This window comes from Variovorax ureilyticus (assembly GCF_037889935.1).
GTDB lineage: Bacteria > Pseudomonadota > Gammaproteobacteria > Burkholderiales > Burkholderiaceae_C > Variovorax > Variovorax ureilyticus.
The window spans coordinates 43,453-66,770 of sequence record NZ_JBBKZU010000012.1; the positions used below are offsets into that span (position 1 = coordinate 43,453).

Below are 23,318 nucleotides of genomic sequence, written 5' to 3' on the forward strand. Positions count from 1 at the left end.
ATGAGCGAACCGATCATCGACCCCGCGACCTTTGCCGAACTGCAGGAAACCGCGGGCGCCGATTTCGTCAATGAACTGGTGCAGACCTTCATGGAAGAGGCGCCTGCCATGTTGCAGGAACTGCGAGAGGCGCTCGCGGCCGGCAATGCCGACGACTACCGCCGCGCGGCGCATTCGCTGAAATCGAACAGCCTGACCTTCGGCGCGCGCACGCTCGGCGCAATGGCGCGGGAGCAGGAGCTCGGCGGCCTGCCCACGGACCGCTCGCCCGCGCCGCTGGACGCACTGGCCGAGGAATACGCGCGCGTCGCCGCGGCGCTCACGGAGCTTTGTCATGGTTGAACAGCGACATGCGCCCGCCCGCCTGCTGGTGACGGACGACAACAAGGTCAACCGGCTGCTGATGACGCGCAGCCTCGAATTGCAGGGCCACACCGTCGAGTGCGCCGAGAACGGTCGCGTCGCGCTCGAGTTCCTGCGCAGCGCGCCCTTCGACCTGATGCTGCTCGACATGGAAATGCCCGAGATGAACGGCTTCCAGGTGCTGGAGCAACTCAGCGACGACCCCAAGCTGCGCGACCTGCCGGTGATCGTGACGTCATCGCTCGAGGGCGTGTCGAACATCGCGCGCTGCATCGAGCTGGGCGCCGAGGACTATCTTCACAAGCCCGTCAATCCGGTGCTGCTCAAGGCGCGCATCGATTCGAGCCTCGAGAAGAAGCGGCTGCGCGATCAGCAGAAGGAAATGGTGCGGCGCTTCGCGACCTCCGAAGTCGCGCAGGACCTGCAGCAGTCCGGCTTCGCGCTCGGCGGGCGGCGGGTGCATGCGACGGTGATGTTCTGCGACATCCGCGGCTTCACCGCGCTGGTCGAATCGCAGCCGCCGGAGGAGACCATCGAGCTGCTCAACACCTACTACACGCTGATGTTCGATGCCATCAACGGACATGGCGGCGTGGTGAACCAGATGATCGGCGACGGGCTGATGGCGATCTTCGGCGCGCCGCTGCCTCTGGAGGACCACAGCGCGGCGGCCGTGTACGCGGCACTCGACATGATGGAGATGATCGAACTGCTGAACGTGGAGCGCATCGCAGCGAAGAAGACCGCGCTGCGCATCGGCGTGGGCATCGCCACCGGCGAGGTGGTCGCCGGCTACACCGGCACGCACCAGCGGGCCACCTACACCTGCATCGGCGACACGGTGAACCTCGCGGCGCGGCTGGAGGAGCACACGAAGGTCGCGAAGCGCGGGATCCTGATCGACCCCGCGACCTGCATCGAGATCGAAGGCCGCATCGAGGTCGAGCCGCTCGGCCCGGCACAGTTCAGGGGCAAGTCGGCGCCGGTGGAAGTGCACGCGGTCGCCGGGCCCGCGCCGACCTAGGCGTTACCCACGACCCGGTCGATCCACGCGAGAAGCACGGCGACGACTTCCTCGCGGTTGGTCTCGTTCAGCGTCTCGTGGCGCGCGCCGCCGAACACGTGGGCCGACACGTCGCGCAGACCGGCCTCGCGATAACGCCGCACCAGCGGATAGAACCACTCGCCCTTGTGGCTCACCGGATCCTGGTCGCCGATGAAGAGGTACAGCGGCAGCTCGGGCCGGATGTGCTCGCGCATCACGGCCGGCGTGAGATCGGCGACGTTCGCGAACATCGAGCCCATGCCTTCGGCCGTGACGGTGAAGCCGCACAGCGGGTCGTCGATGTAGGCATCGACCTGCGCGGGGTCGCGGCTGAGCCAATCGAAAGGCGTGCGCACATTCGGCAGCGCGGCGTTCATGTCCTCGAGGCGGAAGCCGGATTGCAGCGCCGCGCCCAGCAGGTCCAGCGCGGCGGTGCCGGAGAGCACCGCGCCGGCCAGCATCTCGCTGTACTTGAGCAGGTAGTACTGCGTCGCGAAGGAACCCATGCTGTGGCCGAGCAGGATCAGCGGCAGGTCCGGATGCCGGCCGCGCGCGTGGCGGCTCAGCACGGCCATGTCGTCGACGAGGCCCGCGAAACCGCGCGGGCCGAAATCGCCGAGCTCTCCGCGTGACTGAGCGAGCCGGCCATGGCCGCGATGCTCGCTGGCATAGACCGCGCAGCCGGCGCGTGTCAGCGCCTCGGCCAGCGGCCTGTAGCGCAGCGAATGCTCGCCCATGCCGTGCGCGATCTGCACGACGGCGCGCTCGCGCGATGGGTCCTGGCCTTGCCAGCGGTGGGCTTCGATCGGCTGTGCGTCGGTCGCGGTGAGCTCGAAGTGGGTTTCCGTGCTTTGCATCTGTGGTCATCTCCCGTTCCTGAAGACGCGAGACTAACGCTTGCAGATGCCGAGCACCATCTCCTGTTCGGTACAGGGACGCGTCCTGGGGGGTGGACTCGAGGTGTATGCCGGCGCGGCGGGCTGGCTTGCGATGCAGCTGCGCAGGCGCTTCTCCATCGGCGCGTAGTAGCGCCAGCCCTGGCGCAGCGGCGGCAGTTCGAGTCGCACCTGCTTCCACTTCGGATGGCCGTTGGCCTGGAGCTTGTCGAAGTTCGTGCAGAGCGAATCGGCGAACCGCACCAGATGGCCGACCGTCGACTGCAGGCCGTAGTCGTAGGTCACGAGGTAGGCCTTCACTGTCAGCGTCGGCACGTCTTCGGTGAGCCAGCTGGGGTAGCTCGAAGTGCGGATCGTCGCGGGGAAGTAGGTCTTCATCGCGCGGGCCGATTCCATGGCCTTCTCATCGAGCTTGAGGATCTTGATGTACTTTCGCGCCTCGGGCTTCATGTCGGAGAACAGCTTCGCGGGCTGACCCGCCACGATGATCGCGACGTCGATGCTCTTCTCGACGGTGAGCTGCGCGAGCGCTTCCTCGTTGGTGAGGTACTGCGCGCTCGCCGCGGGGATGGGCTCGTCGAACATGAGCTGGTAGAGCGTGCGCGAGGTCAGGGCGGTGCCGCTGCCGATCGGGCCGACGCCGATCTTCTTGTTCCTGATCTCGTGGATGGACTCCAGCGGCGAATCGGCGCGCGCGACGAAATAGATCTCCTCGTCATAGAGCGGCATGATCAGCCGCAGCGGCCGGATGATGTTGCCCGCATCGGGGTTGCCGGCCTTTGCCTCGTCGAGGAAGGCCTGATACACGTCGGACTGCACCAGCGCCAGCTTCACGCCGGGCTCGAAGCGCATGCGCGAGATGTTCTCGGCCGAGCCCTTGGACTCCAGCACCTCGAGCTCGACGCCGGCGGGCTCGGCGACGTACTTGGCCAGGTCGCGGCCGATCTGGATGTAGGTGCCGGCCTTGGAAGCCGTGACGATCTTGTACTGCGCCTTGGGTTGCGCATACTGCGCCTTGGGTTGCGCATCGGCCAAGGGCAGAAGGGCAATCAGGATCAGCCCGGTCAGTATGGCTCTGAGTGGCATGTCGGCTCCTTCGGGGTTGATGATCGTTGCGGCGACACCTCACGGCGCCCTGCCCGCTTCCGTCGAACACAGCGACAGCGCGGCGAGCGCTTCGTTGCACTGCGCGCCCTTGGGCTGCGCGGGCGCGCTGCGCCTGGCCGCGGCCGGTGCAGGTGCGGCCGATGGCGGCGTCGTGGCCACCGGCGTCGCTGGCGCCGGAACCTGTGCGGCTGCGGTCGCGCTCGCCGCCGGCGGTTCGCGGGGCTCCGGCACGCCGAGCGCCTGCGACGCCCTCTTGGCGGCATCGCGAAGCTGCTCGCGGCGCGCTTCCTGCTCTTGCAGGCGCCGGTCGAGTTCCTCGCGCAGGGGCTGCAGGCTCGGGTTGTCCGAATAGTCGGCGTCCAGCGAATCGAGCGCGCGTTCGGCAGCGCCCAGATCTCCACGGCCGAGGGCCGCGCGCACCTGCGCGATGTCGGACTGGAAGGCGCGCGCCTTGCCCGGCTCGGTGCGCCTGTCGAAGTAGAAGTAGTCGAGCGCGAGCGTGAGCGCGAACAGCACCATCGCCGCCACGAGACTGATGGCCAGTCCTCCGACCCACCGCATCGGGCGCGAGCGCTCGGGTTCCTCCTTCTGCCAGAAGGAGTCGGGCGCGGCGTAGGCGGGCCGGCCGGAGCGCAGGGCGATCGGCGCGGCAGGGGCAGCGACGACGTCGCGTCCTGGCGTCGCCCTTTGCCGCGTGCGCCTGGGCATGATCAGCATCTGGTCGTCCTCCAGCGGCGGCAGCGTGTCGGGGCTCTCGAACTCCGACAGGGCGCGCAGACCATCGACCTCCTCGGCGGGTGCGCCCTGGTCATAGCTGCAAAAGGGGCAGATCCTCTCTTGCGGATGCAACAGCGCCGCGCAGTGCTTGCAGGGCACCGAAAACGCGGACGGGTCCGAATGGGCCGAGGTCGACATGCTCCCCACGAGATCTGGTGATGGCCGGCATGCTCGCGCACCTCCTGTGCGGTCATCCATGCCGTAGCCGGATCAGACCATGGCGCGTCGCGCGCATTTGTATCAAGTTGAAAATGCGTCCGCGGTGCAGCTCATCCATGCACCAAAGTGCCATAGACCACCTCCGGACGATCCAGTAGGTTGGGGCTGAAGGACTCCGCCGCTCGGCTTCGAAAAGGAACGCGCTTCATGGTCGGTCGCTGCGCCGCACGCTGCAGAAATGCCCTCGTTCTGTTGCTTGCAGCCAGCGCCCTCTCCCAGCCGGCACGTGCCTTCATGGAAGGCTTCATCGACCAGCAGGACGGCCACCTCGACATCTCGGACTGGATGATCGAGCGCAAGGGCTTTCTGCCGGTGCCCATCGTCATCACCGAGCCCGCCGTCGGCTACGGCGGCGGCGTGGCGCTGCTGTTCGTGCGCAATTCACTCGGCGAGAGCGCCGAGCGCGCCAAGGAGACCGGCCACATGACGCCGCCGGACATCTTCGTGGTCGGCGGGGCCGCGACCGAGAACGGGACCAAGGCCGCGTTCGCCGGCGGCATGATGACCTTCCTGGATGACCGCTGGCGCTATCGCGGCGGCGTGGGGCGCGCGGACGTCAACCTGGCCTTCTACGGCATCGGCGGCAGCGGCCTGGGGGAAGGCGCGCGCAGCATCAACTACTCGCTGGACGGATGGATGTCGCTGCAGCAGGTCCTGCGCCGGATCGGCGAGAGCGACAACTGGCTGGGGGCGCGCTGGATCTTCCTGGATCTGGGCAGCAAGCTCGACCTCAGCCAGGATGCGCGCTCGGGACTGTCGCCGGACCAGACGACGCGCCGCACCTCGGGGCTCGGGCTGACCCTGGAGCACGATTCGCGCGACAACATCTTCACGCCGTCCAAGGGATGGACCGGCGCCATCGACGCGACCTTCTACGACCCCGGCTGGGGCAGCGACACGCGCTTCCAGAGTTACCGGGCCCACGTGTTCGCCTACCTCCCGCTCGACAGGAACCTGGTGCTCGCCGGTCGGCTCGATGGCCGAAGCGTGAGCGGCCGGGCGCCTTTCTACATGCTGCCCTTCATCGACATGCGCGGCATCCCCGCCGCCCGCTACCAGGACGACCACACGGCTGTGGTTGAAACCGAATTGCGCTGGTCGTTCACCCCGCGCTGGGCGGCGGTCGGCTTCATCGGCGCCGGACGCGCGTGGGGCCAGTCGATCGACTTCAGCGACGCGGCGACCGAGGTGAGCCGGGGCGTGGGCTTGCGCTACCTGATCGCCAGACGGCTCGGCCTTTGGGTCGGCATGGACTACGCCAAGGGTCCGGAAAGCGGCACCTGGTATATCCAGGTCGGCAATGCGTGGCGCTGATGCATGCAGGTGTGCGTGTTGTAGGGACGCCTTGAAGTTTTCAGTCAATCAGCTTAAATTTCAGTAAAACTTCAGTAAGTGCCCCTCTACTCGCTACCTACTTTTCAGTGAGCGAGACCGGCGAGCGATCGCCCTTGTCCGCTTTCCCGACCAGCCTCACACCGGCCCCCCGGTGTTCGGACATCAACGCGGCCAGCCGCGCAGGCTTGGGGGTTGCTATGGACGACATCCGCGTCTCCTTCCTCTTGCAGAACGAGGAACCGGTCGTCAGAGCCGAGGTCGATCTTCTCGGCCGAATCGACTTATGCAAGCTCTTGAGCGTCCGCTCTCCTGGTGCTCGCCGATCCCAGAAGAACATTCCTGGCTTTTTCTGGATGGCTCAGACCGGCGAACATGTCAAGTATGAGAGCCGCCTTGAGATGGCGGTCCTTAAATCCGTGGATCATGAGCGAGCACTCGTAGGCGCAATTGCCCAGCCACTAATCTTGTCCTTCACGCAAGACGGAAAGAAAAGAAGACATACACCCGACTTTCTCTTCCCGTTGAAGGATGGTGGTGCACTTCTGGTGAATGTCACTCCTACGAGGCGCCTGACGAACGAGAGAAACCGCCTCAACTTCAAACTCTGTGAGGTGGTATCCGATCAGCTGGGCTGGGAGTACGTAACTCGCAACGAGCCCACCCCAACATATGCGGCCAACATCAATTGGCTAAACGGCTATAGACGCCCTCCTTGGCTTCTCGACCGATATCGAGACGAGTTGCTCAAGCGCGCCACCGACCAGCTCACTGTCGGTGAAGCCCTTCGCGATCTGCAACCCGACGCGTTCGTTCGACCCGTCCTCTTTCACCTCATGTGGACTCGCGAGATCGGCTTCGATCGCAATGAACTCCTCTCCGACAACACCAAGCTTCAGCGCGAGGTCTAGACATGGGCAAGCAGTATCACTTTGGGCCTGGAACAAAGTTTGAACTCGACGGAGATCACTGCGTGGTCGAGTCCCTAAACGGATCGACCGTGTGCATACGCTGTAGTAGCAGAGGTCCTGAGCAACATGCTATTGCGGATCTATTCAACTCGGAAGGATTCAAGATTGACGGCGCTCAATCGATCAACTTCGATCCACCGATAAGCGGCGTTCCAGAAGCTACGCTCGCCGCCGCACGAAAGCTAGAAAAGCACTTACTCGAGGCGATCACTGGTTACCGTTCCGGGACCAGTCAGGATCCCGCCGCGGGAGAGCCGAGACCCGAGTTCGACCCGATCGGCTTGACGCTGTCGCATCGGATGCGATGCAAGGCATCTGAGCTCGGTTTGACAGAGCGTGCAATGTGGCGTCTGAAAAATGCCTACGAGAGGCAGGGGGTGGTCGGACTAGTCGACAAGAGAGCACTTCGCCGTAGCGCGATGCTGGTTGATGAACGCATTCGACTAGCTTTGATTGAGGTGATCGATAGCTTTGAGAACTTGTCAAATCCTTCCAACGCTGAACTACAACGGCTAACCGAGAAAAAGATCAAGGAGCGGTACCCAGACCTCACCCTGCCTTCGGACGCAACATTCAACCGTCTAGTTGCCGTGGTTGGAAAGGGAAAGGGGCTAGACAACGCGAAGCAACGTCGGAGCATCGCTAATCGCCCGGAAACGCCATACGGCCACTATTTTGTCCATCGCCCGGGACAGCTAGTAGTGATCGATTCAACCCCTTTGGATGCATACGCGATGGATCCGTACAACTTTTTGTGGATTCAAGTGCAGTTAACCATCGCTCTGGACCTCTTTTCTCGTTCGATCCTAGCGTGGCGCTTCACCCCGGTAAGCACCAAGGCAGTGGACGCGGCCCTGTTGCTTTATGACATTCTGAGGCCAAAACGAATGCAGCCGAGTTGGCGAGAGAGCATGAAATGGGCCTATGTCGGAGTACCGGAGGCCATTCTTGTGGAACTGAGCGGCGGTCCGGAGCACTCCCTCCCTTTTGCGGCGCTGCCGTTCCTACATCCAGAATCAGTGCTCGTCGATCGAGCCAAGATCTTCCTTTCGGATGCATTCATGTCGGCGTGCAGAGTATTGGGAATCGATCTTCTTGTGGCCCGACCTCGCACTCCCACTGACAAGCCTCAGGGCGAAAGGATCTTCAGGACAATCCGTGAGAAGTTCGTTAGCCAGCTGAAGGGCTACAAAGGACCCGATATCGCCAGTCGCGGTTTGAACGTCGAAGCGGACGCCTTCTGGTTCATCGACGAGATCGACGAGAAATTCGGAGAATGGGTCGGCGAGTACTATCAGAACAGGTTCCATCGGGGCCTGCACTTCCCCGAGGTTCCTCAGCTAGAGATCAGCCCCAACCACATGCTTCAGGAGGGGATCTCGCGCGCTGGGTTTGTCGCCGCTCCACCGGCTGCCGATCTCTTCTATCGGCTCTTACCAGTCGCGTGGAAGACAATCCAACACTATGGAGTAGACACCAGGCGCCTTCGTTACGACGGCGATATTCTGAAGGACTTCAGGAATATGCCATCACCCTATACCGGCAGACACGAAAAGAAGTGGCCTTTCCCCTACGACCCGCGCGATCTCAGCGTGATCTACTTTCAAGATCCAGAAACAGCCGCATGGCACACACTGTCTTGGACCGGCGCAGGCCAGCGTTTGCGCCCGTTCGCCGACAAAACCCTAAGTTATGCGAAGAGCCTGGTCCTTGCGCGTCATCTGGATCCCAACTCCCAGAGGGATTTGACCGAAGTTCTCAACGAGTTGATCGATCGCATAGACAGTCGTCAGATGCAGGGTGCGAAGGAACGAAGGGTCGCAGCACTACATGCCCTGCAAACTGCAAACGCGGCGAAGGATCGTGGTCTCGCCCCACCCGGTGTTCCGCCTGAACCGACAACGACTTCAGAAGAGGATGATGTGGAGGAGGAAGTTCCTTACGACGAAAATCGAGGTCGACACCCGAAGGCCGATGAGATCCTCGGTTCGGTCCCCGGTCAAGATCACGATGATGTGGACGAGGACGACGATGACGTTGATGAGGTCGTCATCTGAATGATCGCACCCTTTCGCTTGGCGAGCTTCGATTGATGCTGTTCAATCCGTGCATTCATCTCTAGTCGCAGCGCTGCCTTCATGGCGGGGCCTAGAACATCGATTGTTCTCAGGTACCGCTGTCTGCGGTCACCACCTACTCCATTAAGACCGGGGGCTAGCAACCAATCCCCCTCCGTCGCGTCCGCCCACGCCCAAGCTGCGGCAAACCGATTGCGCGTCTCGTTCCTACCTTCGTCGATTCCGCCTTCCGCACACATTCGCCTCCACGTTGAGCGCAAGAACACCGTCGTCGAACGAAGCGCATCCCTGCGCATCTGGTAATCGACCTTCCTATTTGACTCAGAAAGCGATGCAGCCCAGTCGCGGAGTACTTCCATGAATTGCTCATAGTTTCCGTCTCGACCCAGCTTGGCTACCATCGCATTTGCGTAGCCAGTAGCGGAAGTAGGCAACTCCAACGCCGCCGCAGACTTCGGCCACGTGAAGCCCAGGAGTTTTACTGCGGCGAGGGAGCAAAAGCGACGCGCAAAATTCTCGGCAGCGCCGTTAAAGAAACTCAGAAAGTTTTTTTCGTAATCTCGCATGGGAAAGAGCTGTGGCACGTGACGAGCCTCATAACGGTGAGAAGTGACTACGCCCGTCGTCGAAGAAACCGATCTCGCACCCGCACGACGGTCGAAGTAGACGTCTACTCCGACAGCTTTTTCGAGTAGCACACGCAGCCGCGGTGAGAGTCCACATCGGTCGATCATGCGCCACCGGTTATTTTCGGAAACCTGCTTAAAACAACGCCTTCCTAGCACCTTCAACTCCGAACATGCGGCCTCGGATGAGGGCGCACGAACGATTTTAAGCGCCGTTGTTGCCACTCCCGCCATTAGAGCGACGCTGGTGGGGGCGTTTCCGAGTGGTCGAATTCGGCGGCTGCGATTTTTTAGCCCCGCCCTTTCGCGTCGAAATTGCTGACGAAGGCGCACATGGGAGCGGAACGCAGCGGCGACTGGCTCGAACGACACGTTGAGGTCTTTCGGCATCGATGCATGAAGAATAAGTGCAGATATCGATTTCATTTCCGCAAAGAAGTCGCGCTTTGCTGCATCTGAATGCTTGCCCTCATCCGTATCGAGCATGTCGTCGATGATTGCTTGAGCAGCAATCACGGTTTTTGGCGCCGCAGGTGCATTGAGGGAAGAGAAATCGCAACCGCAAGGTCCAGGATTTTTGTGTCCCCCGGCCCCTGAGTTATTGCAATGAACTGGTGACGGTACCCCGTCGAAAAGAGGTACATAGTTTTTCCTTTTTCCGCTGCTCGGTCGCCGACCGCAGTCTGGGCAAGTGTCTATCAAGAAACAACTGTGCCGTACACAGACGAAGGACCAGGGAAGCTTCCACCGCCATAGCCAAGCACCTACGTTCTCCCGCAAGCAATCGGGACAAAAATGAGAGCCGTTGAAATAAGCCCAATCGATGGCAGACGATCCGGCAACGAGGCGACCTTCACGAATCGACTGCGCACTTTTCTCGCAAAAAATGGAGCCTAGGTGCGTAGAGAGCAGCATTTGCCTGACTTGTCTCACGTCTGGCAAATCGCAGATGTGGCGAAGTTGTCTCAATAACCCCTCTTCCAAGACAACTCCGTAGGCGGCCCAGTTGCTATTTGCAAAATTCCACAGCCCAAGACGTTCCAACATGGACCGTGTAGTGGTGCGATAAAGGGCTGCCAGCCGATCCACATAGCTTCGAAGAGTTTCTCCCTTGACGTAGTCTAGGCGGAGTACAAGTTTTCGGACTGTAATAACCTCGTCGCACGGCGAAATGCTCGTTTCGGGGAAAGCGACATCTCGCGAGATATTAGCCACGTCTCCGCCTATGACTCGACTCTGATGCATTGGCCAGTTTTATGCCGTCAAGTACGGCAATTGAGAGACGCTCTTTCTTTTCGCGGATAGCTTTACGAGCACCCAGCTTGAGAAGTTGCGCAATGGCACCGGTATACCCTTTAGTACGCTCGTGAATGTACTCCTGCAAACTCAAAACGTCACCCGGTTTATGGAGCACCAAGCACAATTGTTCTTCAACTTTCTTCAAGAATGCCAAATAATCAATGCCATTCGACTTAAACGGCACCAACAAATATCGCGAGAATCGATGGGCAGTCTGAGATCGTGCGCGTCGCTCCTCTGATCTTCCCTCCAGGAAAAGACCAGACTCGTTCAAGTCAACACCCGCATAGCCAAAAGTCGCGGGGATTTTTGAGGCAAGGGCTTTCAAATGATTATTGACATCTTGGCCCGATTTATTTCTCATCTTCAAAAAATGAATATCATCGATCAAGATCAAGGTTGTTCCGCATTTCCCTGCAACCAATTCGATGACCTCCGTCAACTCCGGTTCGGTCGCGTGCGGCGAAACAGGAATTCCATAAAATTTAGCCATCTCACGATTAAATGACTTGATCGTTACCGTCCCGGATAGCGTAATGTACGCAACGGGAATAAACATGTTCTCACCGACGTCCTCTCCCAAACTTAAACCAAAATTTGCTCGAACGCCAATCTCATATCGACGCCCGATTAATTGCAAGATCGTGGTTTTTCCCAAGGTACCATCCCCCTCCAGCACAAAGCCTGGCCGGGCCCCCGGGCCCGCGCGATAATTGCTGGAGGCGAGCTCGATTGTGTCCAAGATAATATTTTCAATCTTCCTCGTCTCTATTGGAGGAAGTTCAGCATGCCAAATCAACCGTTCGCGCTTGGATTGATTCTTCTCATCCGGCGACATTTTTTTCCATTCCTGAGGTAGAGGCAGCTTTGGGCGTTTTATCTCAGGGCGGCCGACGTGCTCCCGCCATCCTTCGAATGTCGTGATGGCCTTCTGTGGATAGAGCCCAACAGGTACGGGTTTCTTTTGCGTCACACACACCTTTCTACGCAGTCACTTTCGCGCCCCGACGATGGATTCGGGCGCAACGCGCTGCGCTGGCGCATTAGGCGGGATTGATCGCACCTTCAGCAAGATCTCAAAATGCAATTAATTGAAATGACGGTTACATTGTGAATTACTTTATCCGTGCCAATAGTCATTTATGGAAAGCAAACACGAGAGCAAATGGACGCCATTGAGCGACGACAAGAAGGAGCGCAAGCAAAACGAGCGCCCCTTCAAGGGCGTCAGGTCAATGAACTGGGTCTTTCGGTCTCTGCCTTGCTTGGGCGAGTCAACGGCGGGGGCTTCCAACAGATAGAGCTCGCAGAGGGCGGGGGCAGAGCTTGCTCGGCAACGTGCCGACGGGGAGCTGGTCCTTGCGCCCGATCTGGTCGCAGGCCTTGTCCGCAACAACGCACGCACGTGCTGCGCCGCCCGCACGCATGGTGGAGGCCTTCGCTTCCTTGGGGTTCTGGTCGGAGAATTTGGTGAGGAGCTGGTGGGTCGCGCTGGACACCGCGCCGTTCACGTCGGTGTTCGGCAACTTATCCTTGGTCCGGCCCGGAAAGCGCGGCTCCGTGAGCCGACTGGTTGGTGGTGGCCAATAGAAATTGGAAAAGGACAATAGTGTTTGAAAATTTCGGCTGCGGGATTCACCGTCCTCGACAATAGAGACTGGAACCCCTGCACCCTGCCAGCCACGGCAAAATCTCGTCACCATTGATGCCCGAGCCAGGAAGAGCGTCCGACGGAGATCTCTTCAACAGACCCGCTTCCGACTTCGGTCGGCGGTCCCTGCTCACCCCACGCGCCCTCAGATCTGAGCTCCAGACTCCAGAGTCGACGGCATGGCGTCGGATCCGGCGGACGCGTTGGAAAGACGCCGTTCTTACGCGGCTCGCTGCTGCAATGAGACGTTCACAGAACCTTCATTGAATTGCGATGTTCGGGTACCGACCAAAGCATCGTATGTACGCAGTCCCAAGTCCCGGCGATAGCTTCTCAGCACTCCCTCACGGGCACGCTGTTTGATGTCTTGCATTCCACTCGGCGACTCGAGCGCGTTCAGGACCCGTTCGGCAATCGACTGGTCGTCGAAAAAGTCGACCAACAGGCCATTGTGGCCATCACGAACAACTTCCCGAACTGGCGCCGTATCGGATGCGACGATGAGGCAGCCTGCCGACATTGCCTCCAGCAATGACCAGCTCAACACAAACGGGTAGGTGAGATAGACGTGTGCCGCACTGACCTGTAGCACCCGGAGGTACTGCGCGTAGGGCAGCCTTCCGAGGAAGTGCGTCCGGTCAGGGTCCAAGCGAACTTCCTTTGCCAGCTGTTCTCGCCACGTCTGGCCAGATTCAGGCGCGCGACCGTAGCTGACATCGTCACCGCCAACGATCAGCGCTTGGCAACTTGGATGCCGTGCCTGAATGCGTTCAAGGGCACGCATGAAGCAATGGAACCCTCGATAGGGCTCAAGGTTGCGCGCGACGTAAGTGATGACCGGATCGCCCGCTTTGACCCGAACCCGGTTGGGAAGCGCGAAACTGGCCTCGGCATCAGGCACGACATGTCCAATGCCCTCATGTGCAACCACGATCTTCTCGCGATAGGCTTCGGGATGCTGCGCGTGCTGCCAGTTGGTCGGCGTCACGGCAATGTCGCATTTTTCGAGATTCAGAAGGTGCAGTGCGTTCCAGGTTTGGATCCTGAGTTCGTCGTCCAGGTGCGAAGGGAACTCTGGATCAAAGCCAAAATCCGCTCCCTTGGCTTGGTAGTACCACTCGCAGAAATGGATGAGTCGCGTCTTCGGAAAGATGCTCTTGGCATACATGGTTTCACCCCACCCGGGGTGCGCCAGGATCACATCGGGCACGAAACCGCTCGACTTGAGCTTCTGCAACAAGCGCGCGACCGCTTGACCATGCAGCACCGCAGACTCCATCGACCTCAGGTACGGATGCTGCATCTTGTGTGGCAAGCGATGCGGCCTGTACTTGAGACATCTGACGCCCTGCAAACCCGGAGCGGTCTCTCGACCGATCCCGATCACCTGCCACCCCTTCCGGGATGCCCAGGCCTGCGCGATATGGCGGAACTGACCCGGGAAATTCTGATGGATTACCAGCACACGCATCGAGCGCACACCCCCAAGTCATCCCTCTCGATCACCATCAGCGATGGGCTCATGCTTGCGTTTTTCACTGCCAGTTTGCAGCGATGACGCTGGACAGAGTGCTCTGATACTCGGGCGGTAGTGTGACCTGACCTGCGGCCGGTGGCGAGAAGCTTGCCATGGCCTGAACCAGATTCTGGACCTGGCTGTCCAACAAGACCTTGCCGTCGGAAGACTTGAACTGTTCGAGATGATTCTGAGCTCCCGAGTACCAGTTGCTGATCGTTACGGTGTCGTTCGTGCCGATGATGCTTGCCTCGAGGTTGTTGCCGACCTGCCTGAACCAGATCTGATCGATGGAGATGCCGGCATCGAACTTCAGGGCATCCGTCACGCCAGCGGTACTGTCGGCATCGGTCACAGTGTCCTGGCCATCGCCCCGGCCGAACAGATAGCTGTCCGCGCCGGTGCCCCCATTGATCGTGTCGTTGCCGAGCCCTCCTCGCAGGATATTCGCACCGGTACTGCCCGTCAGGCTGTCGTTGTAGTTGCTACCGGTCAAGTTCTCGAGATTGGACAGCGTGTCGCTGCCGGAGCCACCGGTTGCCTGGGCCGACGTGCTGGCAAGACTGACCGACACTGCACTGGCCGCGTAGAGATAGGAGACGGTGTCTGTACCGCCTTGTCCATTGAGCGTGTTGTTCCCGGCGCCTGCGTACAGGACGTTGTCCAGCGCGTTTCCAGTCCCATTGATGTTGCCGGTCTGGAGCTGGAGGTTCTCGACGTTGTTGCCGAGCGTATAGGTGACCGCGGAGATGACCGTGTCCGTTCCCTCGCTGGCGTTCTCGGTCACGACGTCGGTTGAAATATTCACGTAGTACGTGTCGTCACCCGTTCCGCCAACCATCGTGTCATTGCCAGTACCTCCATCAAGCGTATCGTTGCCGGCAGCTCCGGTGAGCGTGTTGTTGGCGGTATTGCCGACGAGAACGTTGTCCAGGTTGTTGCCGGTTGCACTCAGCGTGCTGGATCCTGTCAGCGTGAGGTTCTCGACGTTGTTGCCCAAGGTATAGGTGACGCTCGATTGCACCGTGTCGAGACCCTCTCCAGCGGCCTCGGTGACGACATCGCCGGTGGCATCCACCTTGTAGGTGTCGTTTCCAAGACCTCCGACCAGCGTGTCGTTCCCAGTACCGCCGTCGAGCGTATCGTTGCCTGCTCCTCCAGTGAGGATGTTGGCAACGGTGTTCCCGGTCAACACGTTGTCCAGCTCATTCCCGGTGCCGTTGATAGTTCCCGTGCCGGTCAATGTGAGATTCTCGATATTCGAGGAGAGCGTGTATGTCACGCTCGCCTGCACCGCGTCAGTCCCTTCGTTGCTCAGCTCGACGATCACATCGCCAACGCTGTCGACCTTGTACGTGTCGGCGCCAGCTCCACCGACCATGGTGTCGTCGCCAGCGCCACCATCAAGCGTATTGTTTGCGCTATTTCCAGTCAGGTTGTTCGAAAGCGTGTTGCCGGTTGCGTTGATCGTCGACGTGCCGGTAAGGACTAGGCTCTCGACGTCATTGCCAAGGGTATAGGTGATGCTTGCTCGCACCTCATCCATCCCCTCTCCGGCCAACTCGGTCACGACATCGCCAGTCGCGTTAACGAAGTACGTGTCGTCACCCGTACCACCCACCATAGTGTCGTTGCCCGACCCACCGTCGATCGTGTCGTCTCCCGATCCGCCATTCAGGCTGTTCGCTGCGCTGTTGCCCATCAGAACATTGCTGAGTTCGTTGCCGGCGCCTGAGATGCTAGTGGTTCCGGTCAGAGTCAGGTTCTCGAGGTTGTCGCCGAGAGTCCAGGACACGCTCGCCTGGACCGTATCGATGCCTTCGTCGACGTACTCGACGATCGTGTCGCCGGCACCGACCACGTAGGTATCATTTCCGGCATCGCCATACAACACGTTGGAAGCACTGTTGCCGGTCAACACGTTGTCTAGCCCATTGCCCTCACCGTTGATCGCAGCGGAACCCGTCAAGGTCAGGTTCTCAAGGGTTTCCCCAAGCGAGTAGGTGATGCTTGATTGAACGGTGTCGATGCCTTGATCGAAGTCCTCTTCGACCCAGTCATTGACGTTGTCGACCACGTACGTGTCGTTGCCCAGTCCGCCTTCCATGTAGTCGGCGCCGCTGCTGCCATTGAGAACGTTATTACCCTCGTTCCCGATGAGTTCGTTGTCGCGAGAGTTGCCGGTGGCATTGATGTTTGCAGTGCCGGTCAGCTCAACCACTTCGACATTGCTCGAGGCTGTGTAGGACACCGAAGCCCTGACCACATCGTAGCCCGCATTGGAACTCTCTGAGACGAGGTCCGACGTGCTGTCGACGATGTAGGTATCGTCGCCGCCGCCTCCTTGCATGGTGTCGTTTCCGGCGCCTCCATCCAGATAGTCGTTTCCGCCTCCTCCCACCAGCGTGTCGTTGCCCTGGAGGCCGAAAATTCGATCGGCCGATCCGGTGCCGACAATCGAATCGTTCCCGGACGTGCCATAGATGCTGGCCACAGCGTTGAGCATCGACTCCGCGTCCCAGATCGTCCCGTCGGCGAATCTGACATTCAGTTGATTTGCGCCCGCCAGAAAGCCGATCACGCAGACGCTATCTTCGCCACCATCCATCGAGATGATCAGGTCGTCACCGTCACGCGTCAGCGTGACGTCGGAAACCTGGATGTCGCTACCCAAAACCAGATCGGCACCTTGAACGTCGTCAAGCACATCGAGACCGTCCCCGCGCCCGAACTCAATTCTGTCGTGTCCACCATAGCCCATGAGCGTGTCGTTGCCCTGGCCACCAATCAGCGTGTCGTCACCCAGACCGCCGAAGATCCTGTCGTCGCCTCCAAGCCCATCAATCACCACGCCGTTGTCCGCGCCGAAGAGCAGGTCACCTTCCGACGTGGGGATCATCACAAGCCTGCTGACGATGTCATTGGCGCTCCAGATCTCTCCACTTTCGAAGCGAATTTCGGTCAACGGTGCCCACGGACTCGGGTCCGCCGTGTAGTCGCTGCTCAAGAAGAACCCTTCAATCCGGACTGTGTCGCCCGTTGAAGGCACGGATAGGACCAAGGCATAGTCTGGTCCGCGAGAGCAAACAACGTCCGTGGGCCCAATGCCCGCCTTGAAGAGAGCCGCCGCCGGCGCGGAACTTCTGGAAGGCCCCTGGTAGCGAACCGTGTCGTGCCCAAAGCCCGGCTCAAACACGTAGATCGACGCCCTATATCCAGCGTAGAGAAGATCGTCCCCACTTCCACCTATCAGAACGTCAACGTCTGATGCCGTGGCCTGGTACCAAGTCGATGTATCGGCCTCACTGGCGTACAGCGTGTCGTTTCCTTCACCCCCGTTCAAGGTGTCACTTCCCGCGAACCCGGAAAGGACATCGTCGCCGGCACCGCCGGAGATGAGATCATCCCGATTGTTGAACCCGCCGAGCACGTCGGCACCCGATGCCCCCGTGAGCACCCGATCAATCAGTTGCTGCCGGCCCCATACAGTTCCGTCAGCAAAGCGCGCCTCCACCGCCATATCCTCGATGACGTTGATTCCTTGGAGTTCAATCCCCCCACTTCCTTGAACGACGAATCGAAGATTGTTGGTATCGCGCTGGACCTGGACCACCGCAGGGTCGATGCCCTCAGCGAACTCGAGAATGGTCTGCGTAGGCTCATATGCGGATGGAAGTACGGTCGCTGTATCGAACCCATCGCCCAGCGCATAGACGATGGTATTGACCCCCCTGCCGCCCACCAAAAGGTCATTTCCTGAACCGCCAATCAGACGGTCGTTCTGATCTCCGCCATAAAGCAGGTCATCACCACTGCCACCGTCTAGGATGTTGTCACTTTCCAAGCCCAGAAGGGTGTCGTTTCCGCCGCCACCTGCAAGCAAGCCAACGTGGTTTGCGTCGACGAGCAAATCGCCGACCTCCGTCGCGACATTCGCACGCGCATAGACATCAGACCCGGTCCAGTGTGTTCCGTCTGAGAACACGACAACGCCAAGGCCAGAGCGGATATTCGTGTACTCAAACTGAATGCTGTCTTCGCCGCCCGTCAATGACAGGACGACCTCGGCTTGCCAGTTGGCCGAATAGTTGTAGTCACCTGAGCTCGATCGGAAGCTCGCTGCGTTCCATTTGATGGTGAAGTCCGCCGTGGAGACGCCCTCTTTGAGCAAGAGCGTTGCATCGCTTCCATAGCCCACCTCGTCGTGACCATAGCCGGCACCGAATACAACCGTATCGTGGCCGTCGCGGTGGTAGATGAGGTCCAACGAGGTACCAAGTGCAATGAAGTCATCACCTGCACCACCGTCCAGGATGTCGTCTCCGGCACCGCCTTGTAGGAAGTCATCTCCCCCCGAACCGTATAGAGAGTCGTTGCCGTTCCCGCCAGAGATCGAGTCGTTCCCTTCCCCTCCGTCGAAAAGCTCGGAAAGCGAACTCAACTGAATGTTGTCGCCGAACATCGTTGGTTGGCCCATCAAGGAAGCGACCCAGCTCGCCACATCGATGGTCGTCCCATCGTTGAAGGCGATGTGTTCAACGGCCTCTGACTCACCTTCGTGCGCCCCAATGAGGCTGAAGGTTGCGGATGCAGAACCATCCGTGAACTTGACTTCGATCTGATCCGGCGATTCGTTGTAGTCGCCGCCAAGCTGGGTGTAGGAGATGGTGACGTCCCCGGGCGTGCCGTCGACGAGCAGTGTGTCTACGCCGGCCATCGCATCGTCGCCCGCTACTGCCCCCGAGATCTGGATCTGACCATTGCCCCGACGCAACATGTAGGTATCCGCTCCGGTTCCACCTGACAGCACTGCACCGTCAGTCCCAGCGTCCAGGGTGTCATCTCCTTCGCCTCCGGCAAGGGTGTCGTAGCCAGCACCACCGAGCAAGGTATCGTTGCCGCTATACCCTTCGATCCAGTCTGCACCTGCTCCGCCGTCAATGGAGTCGTTCGAAGCGAAGCCAACAAGGCTGTCGTCGCCTGCGGTCGACTGAAGGCACATTGCACGCAACTGCCCCATCGTCCACGTCACCCCATTCTTGAAGACGATTGCCTCAATGCTGCCTGTCCCGAGATTGCCATTGGCGTCGAGCGCATTCTCAAGATACACCGAGACGTTCCAAGTGTTGAGCCTGAAGCCATTGCCGGTTGACGTCACCTTGGTGTTTGCGTTGGTGACCAGCGCGGTCTCGAATATCAGTTGGTCATTGGTTCCCCCTTGATCCGTGATGTACCACGATTGAGGCGACCATCCTCCGATGCCACCGTTGTCCCGTACGCGATAGGTGTCGCTGGAGGATTGCGAGCTATCCAGCGCCTTTCCATCGACGCCATTCTGATTGCCTGCTCGGAAATAGTAGGTGTCGCTTCCCTCGCCCCCTTCCAGAAGGTCATACGAATCCAAGTCGCCTCCGTAGAGGCGATCATCACCATCGCCGCCAAACAGGGAATTGACGCCTGTGCCGCCGCGCAGCTCATCATTCCCGACGCCCCCGAGGAGGGTGTCATCGCCGGCGCCTCCATCCAATGTGTCATTGCCCGAGAGGCCTTCGATCCGATCGTTGCCGCCGAATCCGTAGATCACGTCCGAGATCGGCGAGAGGGTTAAGTTGTCGTCTCCCTCCGTTGCGGTTGGTAGCGTCGCGATCCCGCGATCGACGATCTGCTGCCAACTGATGGCGGCTCCATCAACCAGGCGGATCGAATCGAAAGGCTGGTCGCCCGAAGGGATGGATCCGTCTGAGCCGGGGACTGCGGTGAACCGGATACCGTCGCCTTCGCTGTTCAGCGAGAGTACAAAGGACTGAGGGCCGACACGGTAGATCCGGATCTGACTTTCGTCGAAGCCATCGGACAGCTCCAGAACGTTCTGCGTAGGTGGCTCGCTTCCGACGGCTGCGGCACGACGAACGGCCGAGACTACGTCTATCCCGTCGCCGATGTTCATCGCGACCGTGTTGCCGCTGGCGGAGTTCAAGTAGATGCTGTCGTCTCCACGTCCGCCCCAGATGCGGTTGCCTTTTCCCGTGAGAACTAGGGTGTCGCCTTTCGCTCCTCCCATCACTCGGCCATCGTTTTGGGCGGTGGTGATGTTCGTTGAAGCTTGAAGGCGCTGTCCCAACAGCTCTTGAAAGGAAATAGCACCCGTGTCGGTGAGAACCTCAGCGATGCTGGTCGTTGCGGCATCGGCTATGTGGATTCCTTGTCCAGGACCCCAAGCGATTGACGCCGCGCTTCCCGTCTGGCTTACCTCTATATCCTCAAGATTAACGCCATAGAGTTCAATGGAATCCGTGCCCTCGTTGTCCGTGATGGTGTCGCCAAATATGCCATCGGTGGTTTCGTCAGCGACGATCTGATACACGTCATCACCGGCCCCCCCGTGCAGTTCGTCGGCGCCTGCGCCCCCGGAAAGCACATCGTTCCCCCCGCCCCCGTATAGCGCGTCATTGCCATCGCCGCCCTCGAGATAGTCGTCGCCATGAAACTGCGGGCCAAGGTCGCCGGACGATCCATCACCCGCGAGGTAGTCGTTACCCGATCCTCCGATCAGCGTGTCATTCGCTCCTAGGCCCCATAGGCTGTCGTTGCCGTCTCCGCCCTCAAGGTAGTCGTCGCCATGAAATTGACCCGCAGTGAACTCCTCGGCGGCGTCGCCCTGCAGAGCATCGTTGCCGTCACCGCCAATCAGCGTGTCGTTCCCGCCCCGTCCTACCAATACGTCGTCGCCGGCTTCACCATCAAGGTAGTCGTCGCCATGGAGTTCGCCTGACAACTGAAGCTCTTCGGCGTCTCCGTCCAGTGTGTCGGCACCCGCGCCACCCAAAAGCGTGTCGCCGCCACCGCCTCCCTGCATCAGATCATCGCCATCCTCACCGTCGAGGAAGTCCTCTCCCTGGGACGCACCAGGCAAGCGGGCCTCATCATCGTCACCGACAAGCGTGTCATCTCCGGTGCCGCCGTACAGAATGTCGTTTCCTCCCTCCCCCTGAACATAGTCATTGCCGTCTTGGCCGTCTAAATAGTCGTCTCCGTGTCTGCCAAGAGCGAAATAGCCAGCCGCTCCGACCGAGGCTGCGCCTGAATCGCCCCAAAGCTTGTCGTCCTCACTGCCCCCAAACAGAACGTCATTGCCCCCACCTCCGACGAGTTCGTCTGCGCCAGACCCACCGTCCAGATAGTCATCCCCGTGAATGTCTGCGGGGGTGTCGCTCGTGTCCCGATCGTCCCCCCAAAGCTTGTCGTCGTCAGCTCCCCCATAGATGGCGTCATCGCCGCCTTGGCCCAGTAGCGTGTCATTGCCGGCTCCACCATCAATCAGGTCGCTGCCATGCAATGCCGCTTCCGTGTTGTAGAGAGTCCCGACAATGACGGTTCCGTCGCCGTAAATCCGGTCGGCACCGCTATCGCCATCAAGCTCGTCATCACCAGCGAGACCATGTATGTCATCGCCGCCTTCGCCGCCATGCACGCTGTCGTCGCCGGTCCCTGCCAGCACAGCATCGTCGCCCTCTCCTGCATCGATCGTGTTGCCTTGATCATTGGCTTGGACGTCTCTTTGGACGGTATCGGAGATGTAGTGACCCCATACTCCGTCTTCGTCGCGCCCGGGCGATTCGACCACCCAGCTGAATCCATAACCATCGACGTTGGCGAATTGAGGCGACGGTGGCGCGTAGTTGACGTCCGTAGGCTGGAGGACCGTTCCATTGCTGGAGCCATAAATGACGTCATTTCCTGCACCGCCGTTCAAGGTATCGGCGCCGAGCCCGCCCATTAGGATGTCGGCTCCCTCTCCGCCCTGAATCAGGTCGTTACCGCCATACCCAAACAAAGCGTCGGCCCCCCCAAGGCCACGAACAAAGTCACCGCCTTCACTACCGAAAAGAATGTCGGACGAATCGGCATCTTCGCCCGAGCCAGCGTAATTCGACCCGTCAATCAAATAGGTATGGCCGTCCGCCTTTAGGGCTTTTTCATAATCCCCAGTATAGGTGTTCGTTGGCTGGGGTCCCTCGGTCGAGTCTTTGAGAGTGATACCCCATTTTTCCGGATCAAAATTTTCTCCAAGCTGAATGACGGTCCCATCGGCCAGCTCGATCCGCCATGGACTATTGTGGGTCAAAGCCACATTTCCAGTTTTATCGCGCCAAATATTGGCGTTTTGGTCTTTGGTCAACGTCCCTTTTGAAAACGAAAAATTGCTTCCGTTAATAATTAGTGTACCGCCACCATCATCAACGATCGTATCATTTCCGTCTCCCGTGTTCCAAATGTAAACGTCGTCTCCATCTCCACCGTAGAGAGTGTCATTGCCCTCGCCACCGATAATACGATCGTCTTCACTGCCACCATATATGAGGTCCGCGCCTTTTCCACCGTCCAACACATCGCCGCCGCCCCTCCCAATCAGAATGTCATTACCGGAGCCGCCCATCATCAGGTCGTCTCCGATGCCACCAACGAGGACGTTGTTTTCAAGAGCTAGCCCCTGAGCCTTTCCGTCATCTAGTCGTGCATCGAGGCTGGAGGTTACGCCCGGCGCCCCCTCGCCCAAATAATAAGTCGCCGCTGGATTGATGGTTGCAGCAACAATTTGCCGATCCGAAGGTAAAAATGAATTTACCCAAGCAATAAATTTGTCCCGAGCCGGCACCAAAGCATCGAAAATCGATTGCGTCGAAACGATAGCGCTAATATTTGCATCCCCGTTCGCGACGGCTATCATGTTTCTGTTAGCCGTCGACCCATCAGGAGGAATCCCAAAACGCGACTCGTGCTTATATATTTCGACTCTATGCTCAGTCAGCATTTCAAGCGTCTGCCTCGCCTCCGCATCAGAAACCGAATTTGGATTGTCATACAAACCGAAAATCTGAGCCTCAACAAATCGTCTTTTTGCGACACCATCGAGAAACTTCGGCGCAGGATTTCCAAGCGCACCATAACGAATTTGATACCACGCTTCAGCTCTGTCAGAGGTTTGAATTGCTGCCGCAAACGCGGTCATCGAATTCGCACGAGATACCCCACGGTTGTAAGTCAGTGAAACGAAGGCCGCTCGTTCAAGCGAGAGGGGCATTCCTAGTGAGAGGGCTGGGCCTTCGTAGCTGGTATATGTCTGCTCGAGTAGCGATTGAGCTTCCGTGCGGCTAAGCGAGCGTTTGAATGTAGAAAGCGCCAAGCTAGTTTTTTGGTTGGCCGGTGCTGCGTCAATTGCCGCCAAGGCAGCCAAATCTGCTGCGGAAAGCGTTATGCCCGCTGCCGTCCATAATGCAACGTTGTCATTTCTGTTGAATGTATATCCCCATCCAATTGTGGCTTTTCGATCGCCAATATCTCTGGCAGCGGGCTCGTGCCCTTCGAATGCGCTTATTAGGCGAACAATTAGATCTGCGTAAGCAGTAGCACCCAGGGACTGGTATTGCATTTCATGTT

Annotated in this window: 12 protein-coding genes and 1 pseudogene; 5 read left to right on the forward strand and 8 right to left on the reverse strand. The window is 59.4% G+C overall.

The features are described from left to right. Both WKW77_RS24405 and WKW77_RS24410 read left to right on the forward strand, forming a co-directional pair. Window positions 1–342, forward strand: coding sequence for an Hpt domain-containing protein (locus tag WKW77_RS24405; RefSeq protein WP_340359483.1), 342 nt, complete (start codon window positions 1–3; stop codon window positions 340–342). Beyond that, a complete protein-coding gene (locus WKW77_RS24410; protein WP_340359484.1) occupies window positions 335–1,387 on the forward strand; it encodes an adenylate/guanylate cyclase domain-containing protein in 1,053 nt (350 codons plus the stop codon). Before WKW77_RS24405 ends, WKW77_RS24410 begins: the two co-directional genes overlap by 8 nt. On the opposite strand, the gene WKW77_RS24415 is transcribed toward WKW77_RS24410, so the two are convergent. Genes WKW77_RS24415 through WKW77_RS24425 form a run of 3 tightly spaced genes read right to left on the reverse strand, consistent with a single transcriptional unit; the run spans window position 1,384 to window position 4,326 of the window. Continuing rightward, window positions 1,384–2,265, reverse strand: coding sequence for an alpha/beta fold hydrolase (locus tag WKW77_RS24415; RefSeq protein ID WP_340359485.1), 882 nt, complete (start codon window positions 2,263–2,265; stop codon window positions 1,384–1,386). The genes WKW77_RS24410 and WKW77_RS24415 overlap by 4 nt on opposite strands. 33 nt (window positions 2,266–2,298) lie before the next feature. Beyond that, window positions 2,299–3,390, reverse strand: coding sequence for a TAXI family TRAP transporter solute-binding subunit (locus WKW77_RS24420; RefSeq protein ID WP_340359486.1), 1,092 nt, complete (start codon window positions 3,388–3,390; stop codon window positions 2,299–2,301). 39 nt (window positions 3,391–3,429) lie between these two features. After that, window positions 3,430–4,326, reverse strand: a complete 897-nt coding sequence (locus WKW77_RS24425) for a hypothetical protein (protein WP_340359487.1) — start codon at window positions 4,324–4,326, stop codon at window positions 3,430–3,432. Between the two features lie 228 nt (window positions 4,327–4,554). Here WKW77_RS24425 and WKW77_RS24430 point away from each other — a divergent pair, with 228 nt between their 5' ends. The 3 genes from WKW77_RS24430 to WKW77_RS24440 all read left to right on the forward strand — a co-directional run bounded on the left by WKW77_RS24430 (window position 4,555) and on the right by WKW77_RS24440 (window position 8,767). Further along, complete coding sequence (locus tag WKW77_RS24430) at window positions 4,555–5,721, forward strand: BamA/TamA family outer membrane protein (protein ID WP_340359488.1); 1,167 nt, start codon at window positions 4,555–4,557, stop codon at window positions 5,719–5,721. 218 nt (window positions 5,722–5,939) lie between these two features. Continuing rightward, a complete protein-coding gene (locus tag WKW77_RS24435) occupies window positions 5,940–6,650 on the forward strand; it encodes a TnsA-like heteromeric transposase endonuclease subunit (protein ID WP_340359489.1) in 711 nt (236 codons plus the stop codon). A 2-nt stretch (window positions 6,651–6,652) separates the two neighbouring features. Continuing rightward, entirely contained in the window at window positions 6,653–8,767 is a 2,115-nt protein-coding gene (locus WKW77_RS24440; protein ID WP_340359490.1) for a hypothetical protein, read from the forward strand. On the opposite strand, the gene WKW77_RS24445 is transcribed toward WKW77_RS24440, so the two are convergent. The 5 genes and pseudogenes from WKW77_RS24445 to WKW77_RS24460 all read right to left on the reverse strand — a co-directional run bounded on the left by WKW77_RS24445 (window position 8,716) and on the right by WKW77_RS24460 (window position 23,310). Further along, complete coding sequence (locus WKW77_RS24445) at window positions 8,716–9,930, reverse strand: hypothetical protein (RefSeq protein ID WP_340359491.1); 1,215 nt, start codon at window positions 9,928–9,930, stop codon at window positions 8,716–8,718. The two genes, WKW77_RS24440 and WKW77_RS24445, sit on opposite strands and share 52 nt — an antisense overlap. 195 nt (window positions 9,931–10,125) lie before the next feature. Further along, window positions 10,126–10,659, reverse strand: a pseudogene (locus tag WKW77_RS35015) (TniQ family protein); the annotation flags it as partial. Beyond that, on the reverse strand, window positions 10,622–11,686 hold the full coding sequence (locus WKW77_RS24450) for an AAA family ATPase (RefSeq protein ID WP_340359492.1): 1,065 nt from the start codon (window positions 11,684–11,686) through the stop codon (window positions 10,622–10,624). The gene WKW77_RS24450 and the pseudogene WKW77_RS35015, both read right to left, overlap by 38 nt. 898 nt (window positions 11,687–12,584) lie before the next feature. Then, the gene (locus tag WKW77_RS24455) at window positions 12,585–13,835 is read right to left on the reverse strand and encodes a glycosyltransferase family 4 protein (protein ID WP_340359640.1); all 1,251 of its coding nucleotides are present in this window, start codon (window positions 13,833–13,835) and stop codon (window positions 12,585–12,587) included. 64 nt (window positions 13,836–13,899) lie between these two features. Continuing rightward, window positions 13,900–23,310 (reverse strand): calcium-binding protein, encoded by a 9,411-nt coding sequence (locus WKW77_RS24460; protein ID WP_340359493.1) that lies wholly within the window; start codon window positions 23,308–23,310, stop codon window positions 13,900–13,902. Window positions 23,311–23,318: the final 8 nt, after the last annotated feature.

Coding starts and splice junctions, on each gene's coding strand:
- WKW77_RS24430 (WP_340359488.1), top strand. CDS start 4,555: ATGGTCGGTCGCTGCGCCGCACGCTGCAGAAATGCCCTCGTTCTGTTG.
- WKW77_RS24460 (WP_340359493.1), bottom strand. CDS start 23,310: ATGCAATACCAGTCCCTGGGTGCTACTGCTTACGCAGATCTAATTGTT.
- WKW77_RS24440 (WP_340359490.1), top strand. CDS start 6,653: ATGGGCAAGCAGTATCACTTTGGGCCTGGAACAAAGTTTGAACTCGAC.
- WKW77_RS24425 (WP_340359487.1), bottom strand. CDS start 4,326: ATGTCGACCTCGGCCCATTCGGACCCGTCCGCGTTTTCGGTGCCCTGC.
- WKW77_RS24435 (WP_340359489.1), top strand. CDS start 5,940: ATGGACGACATCCGCGTCTCCTTCCTCTTGCAGAACGAGGAACCGGTC.
- WKW77_RS24455 (WP_340359640.1), bottom strand. CDS start 13,835: ATGCGTGTGCTGGTAATCCATCAGAATTTCCCGGGTCAGTTCCGCCAT.
- WKW77_RS24405 (WP_340359483.1), top strand. CDS start 1: ATGAGCGAACCGATCATCGACCCCGCGACCTTTGCCGAACTGCAGGAA.
- WKW77_RS24410 (WP_340359484.1), top strand. CDS start 335: ATGGTTGAACAGCGACATGCGCCCGCCCGCCTGCTGGTGACGGACGAC.
- WKW77_RS24415 (WP_340359485.1), bottom strand. CDS start 2,265: ATGCAAAGCACGGAAACCCACTTCGAGCTCACCGCGACCGACGCACAG.
- WKW77_RS24420 (WP_340359486.1), bottom strand. CDS start 3,390: ATGCCACTCAGAGCCATACTGACCGGGCTGATCCTGATTGCCCTTCTG.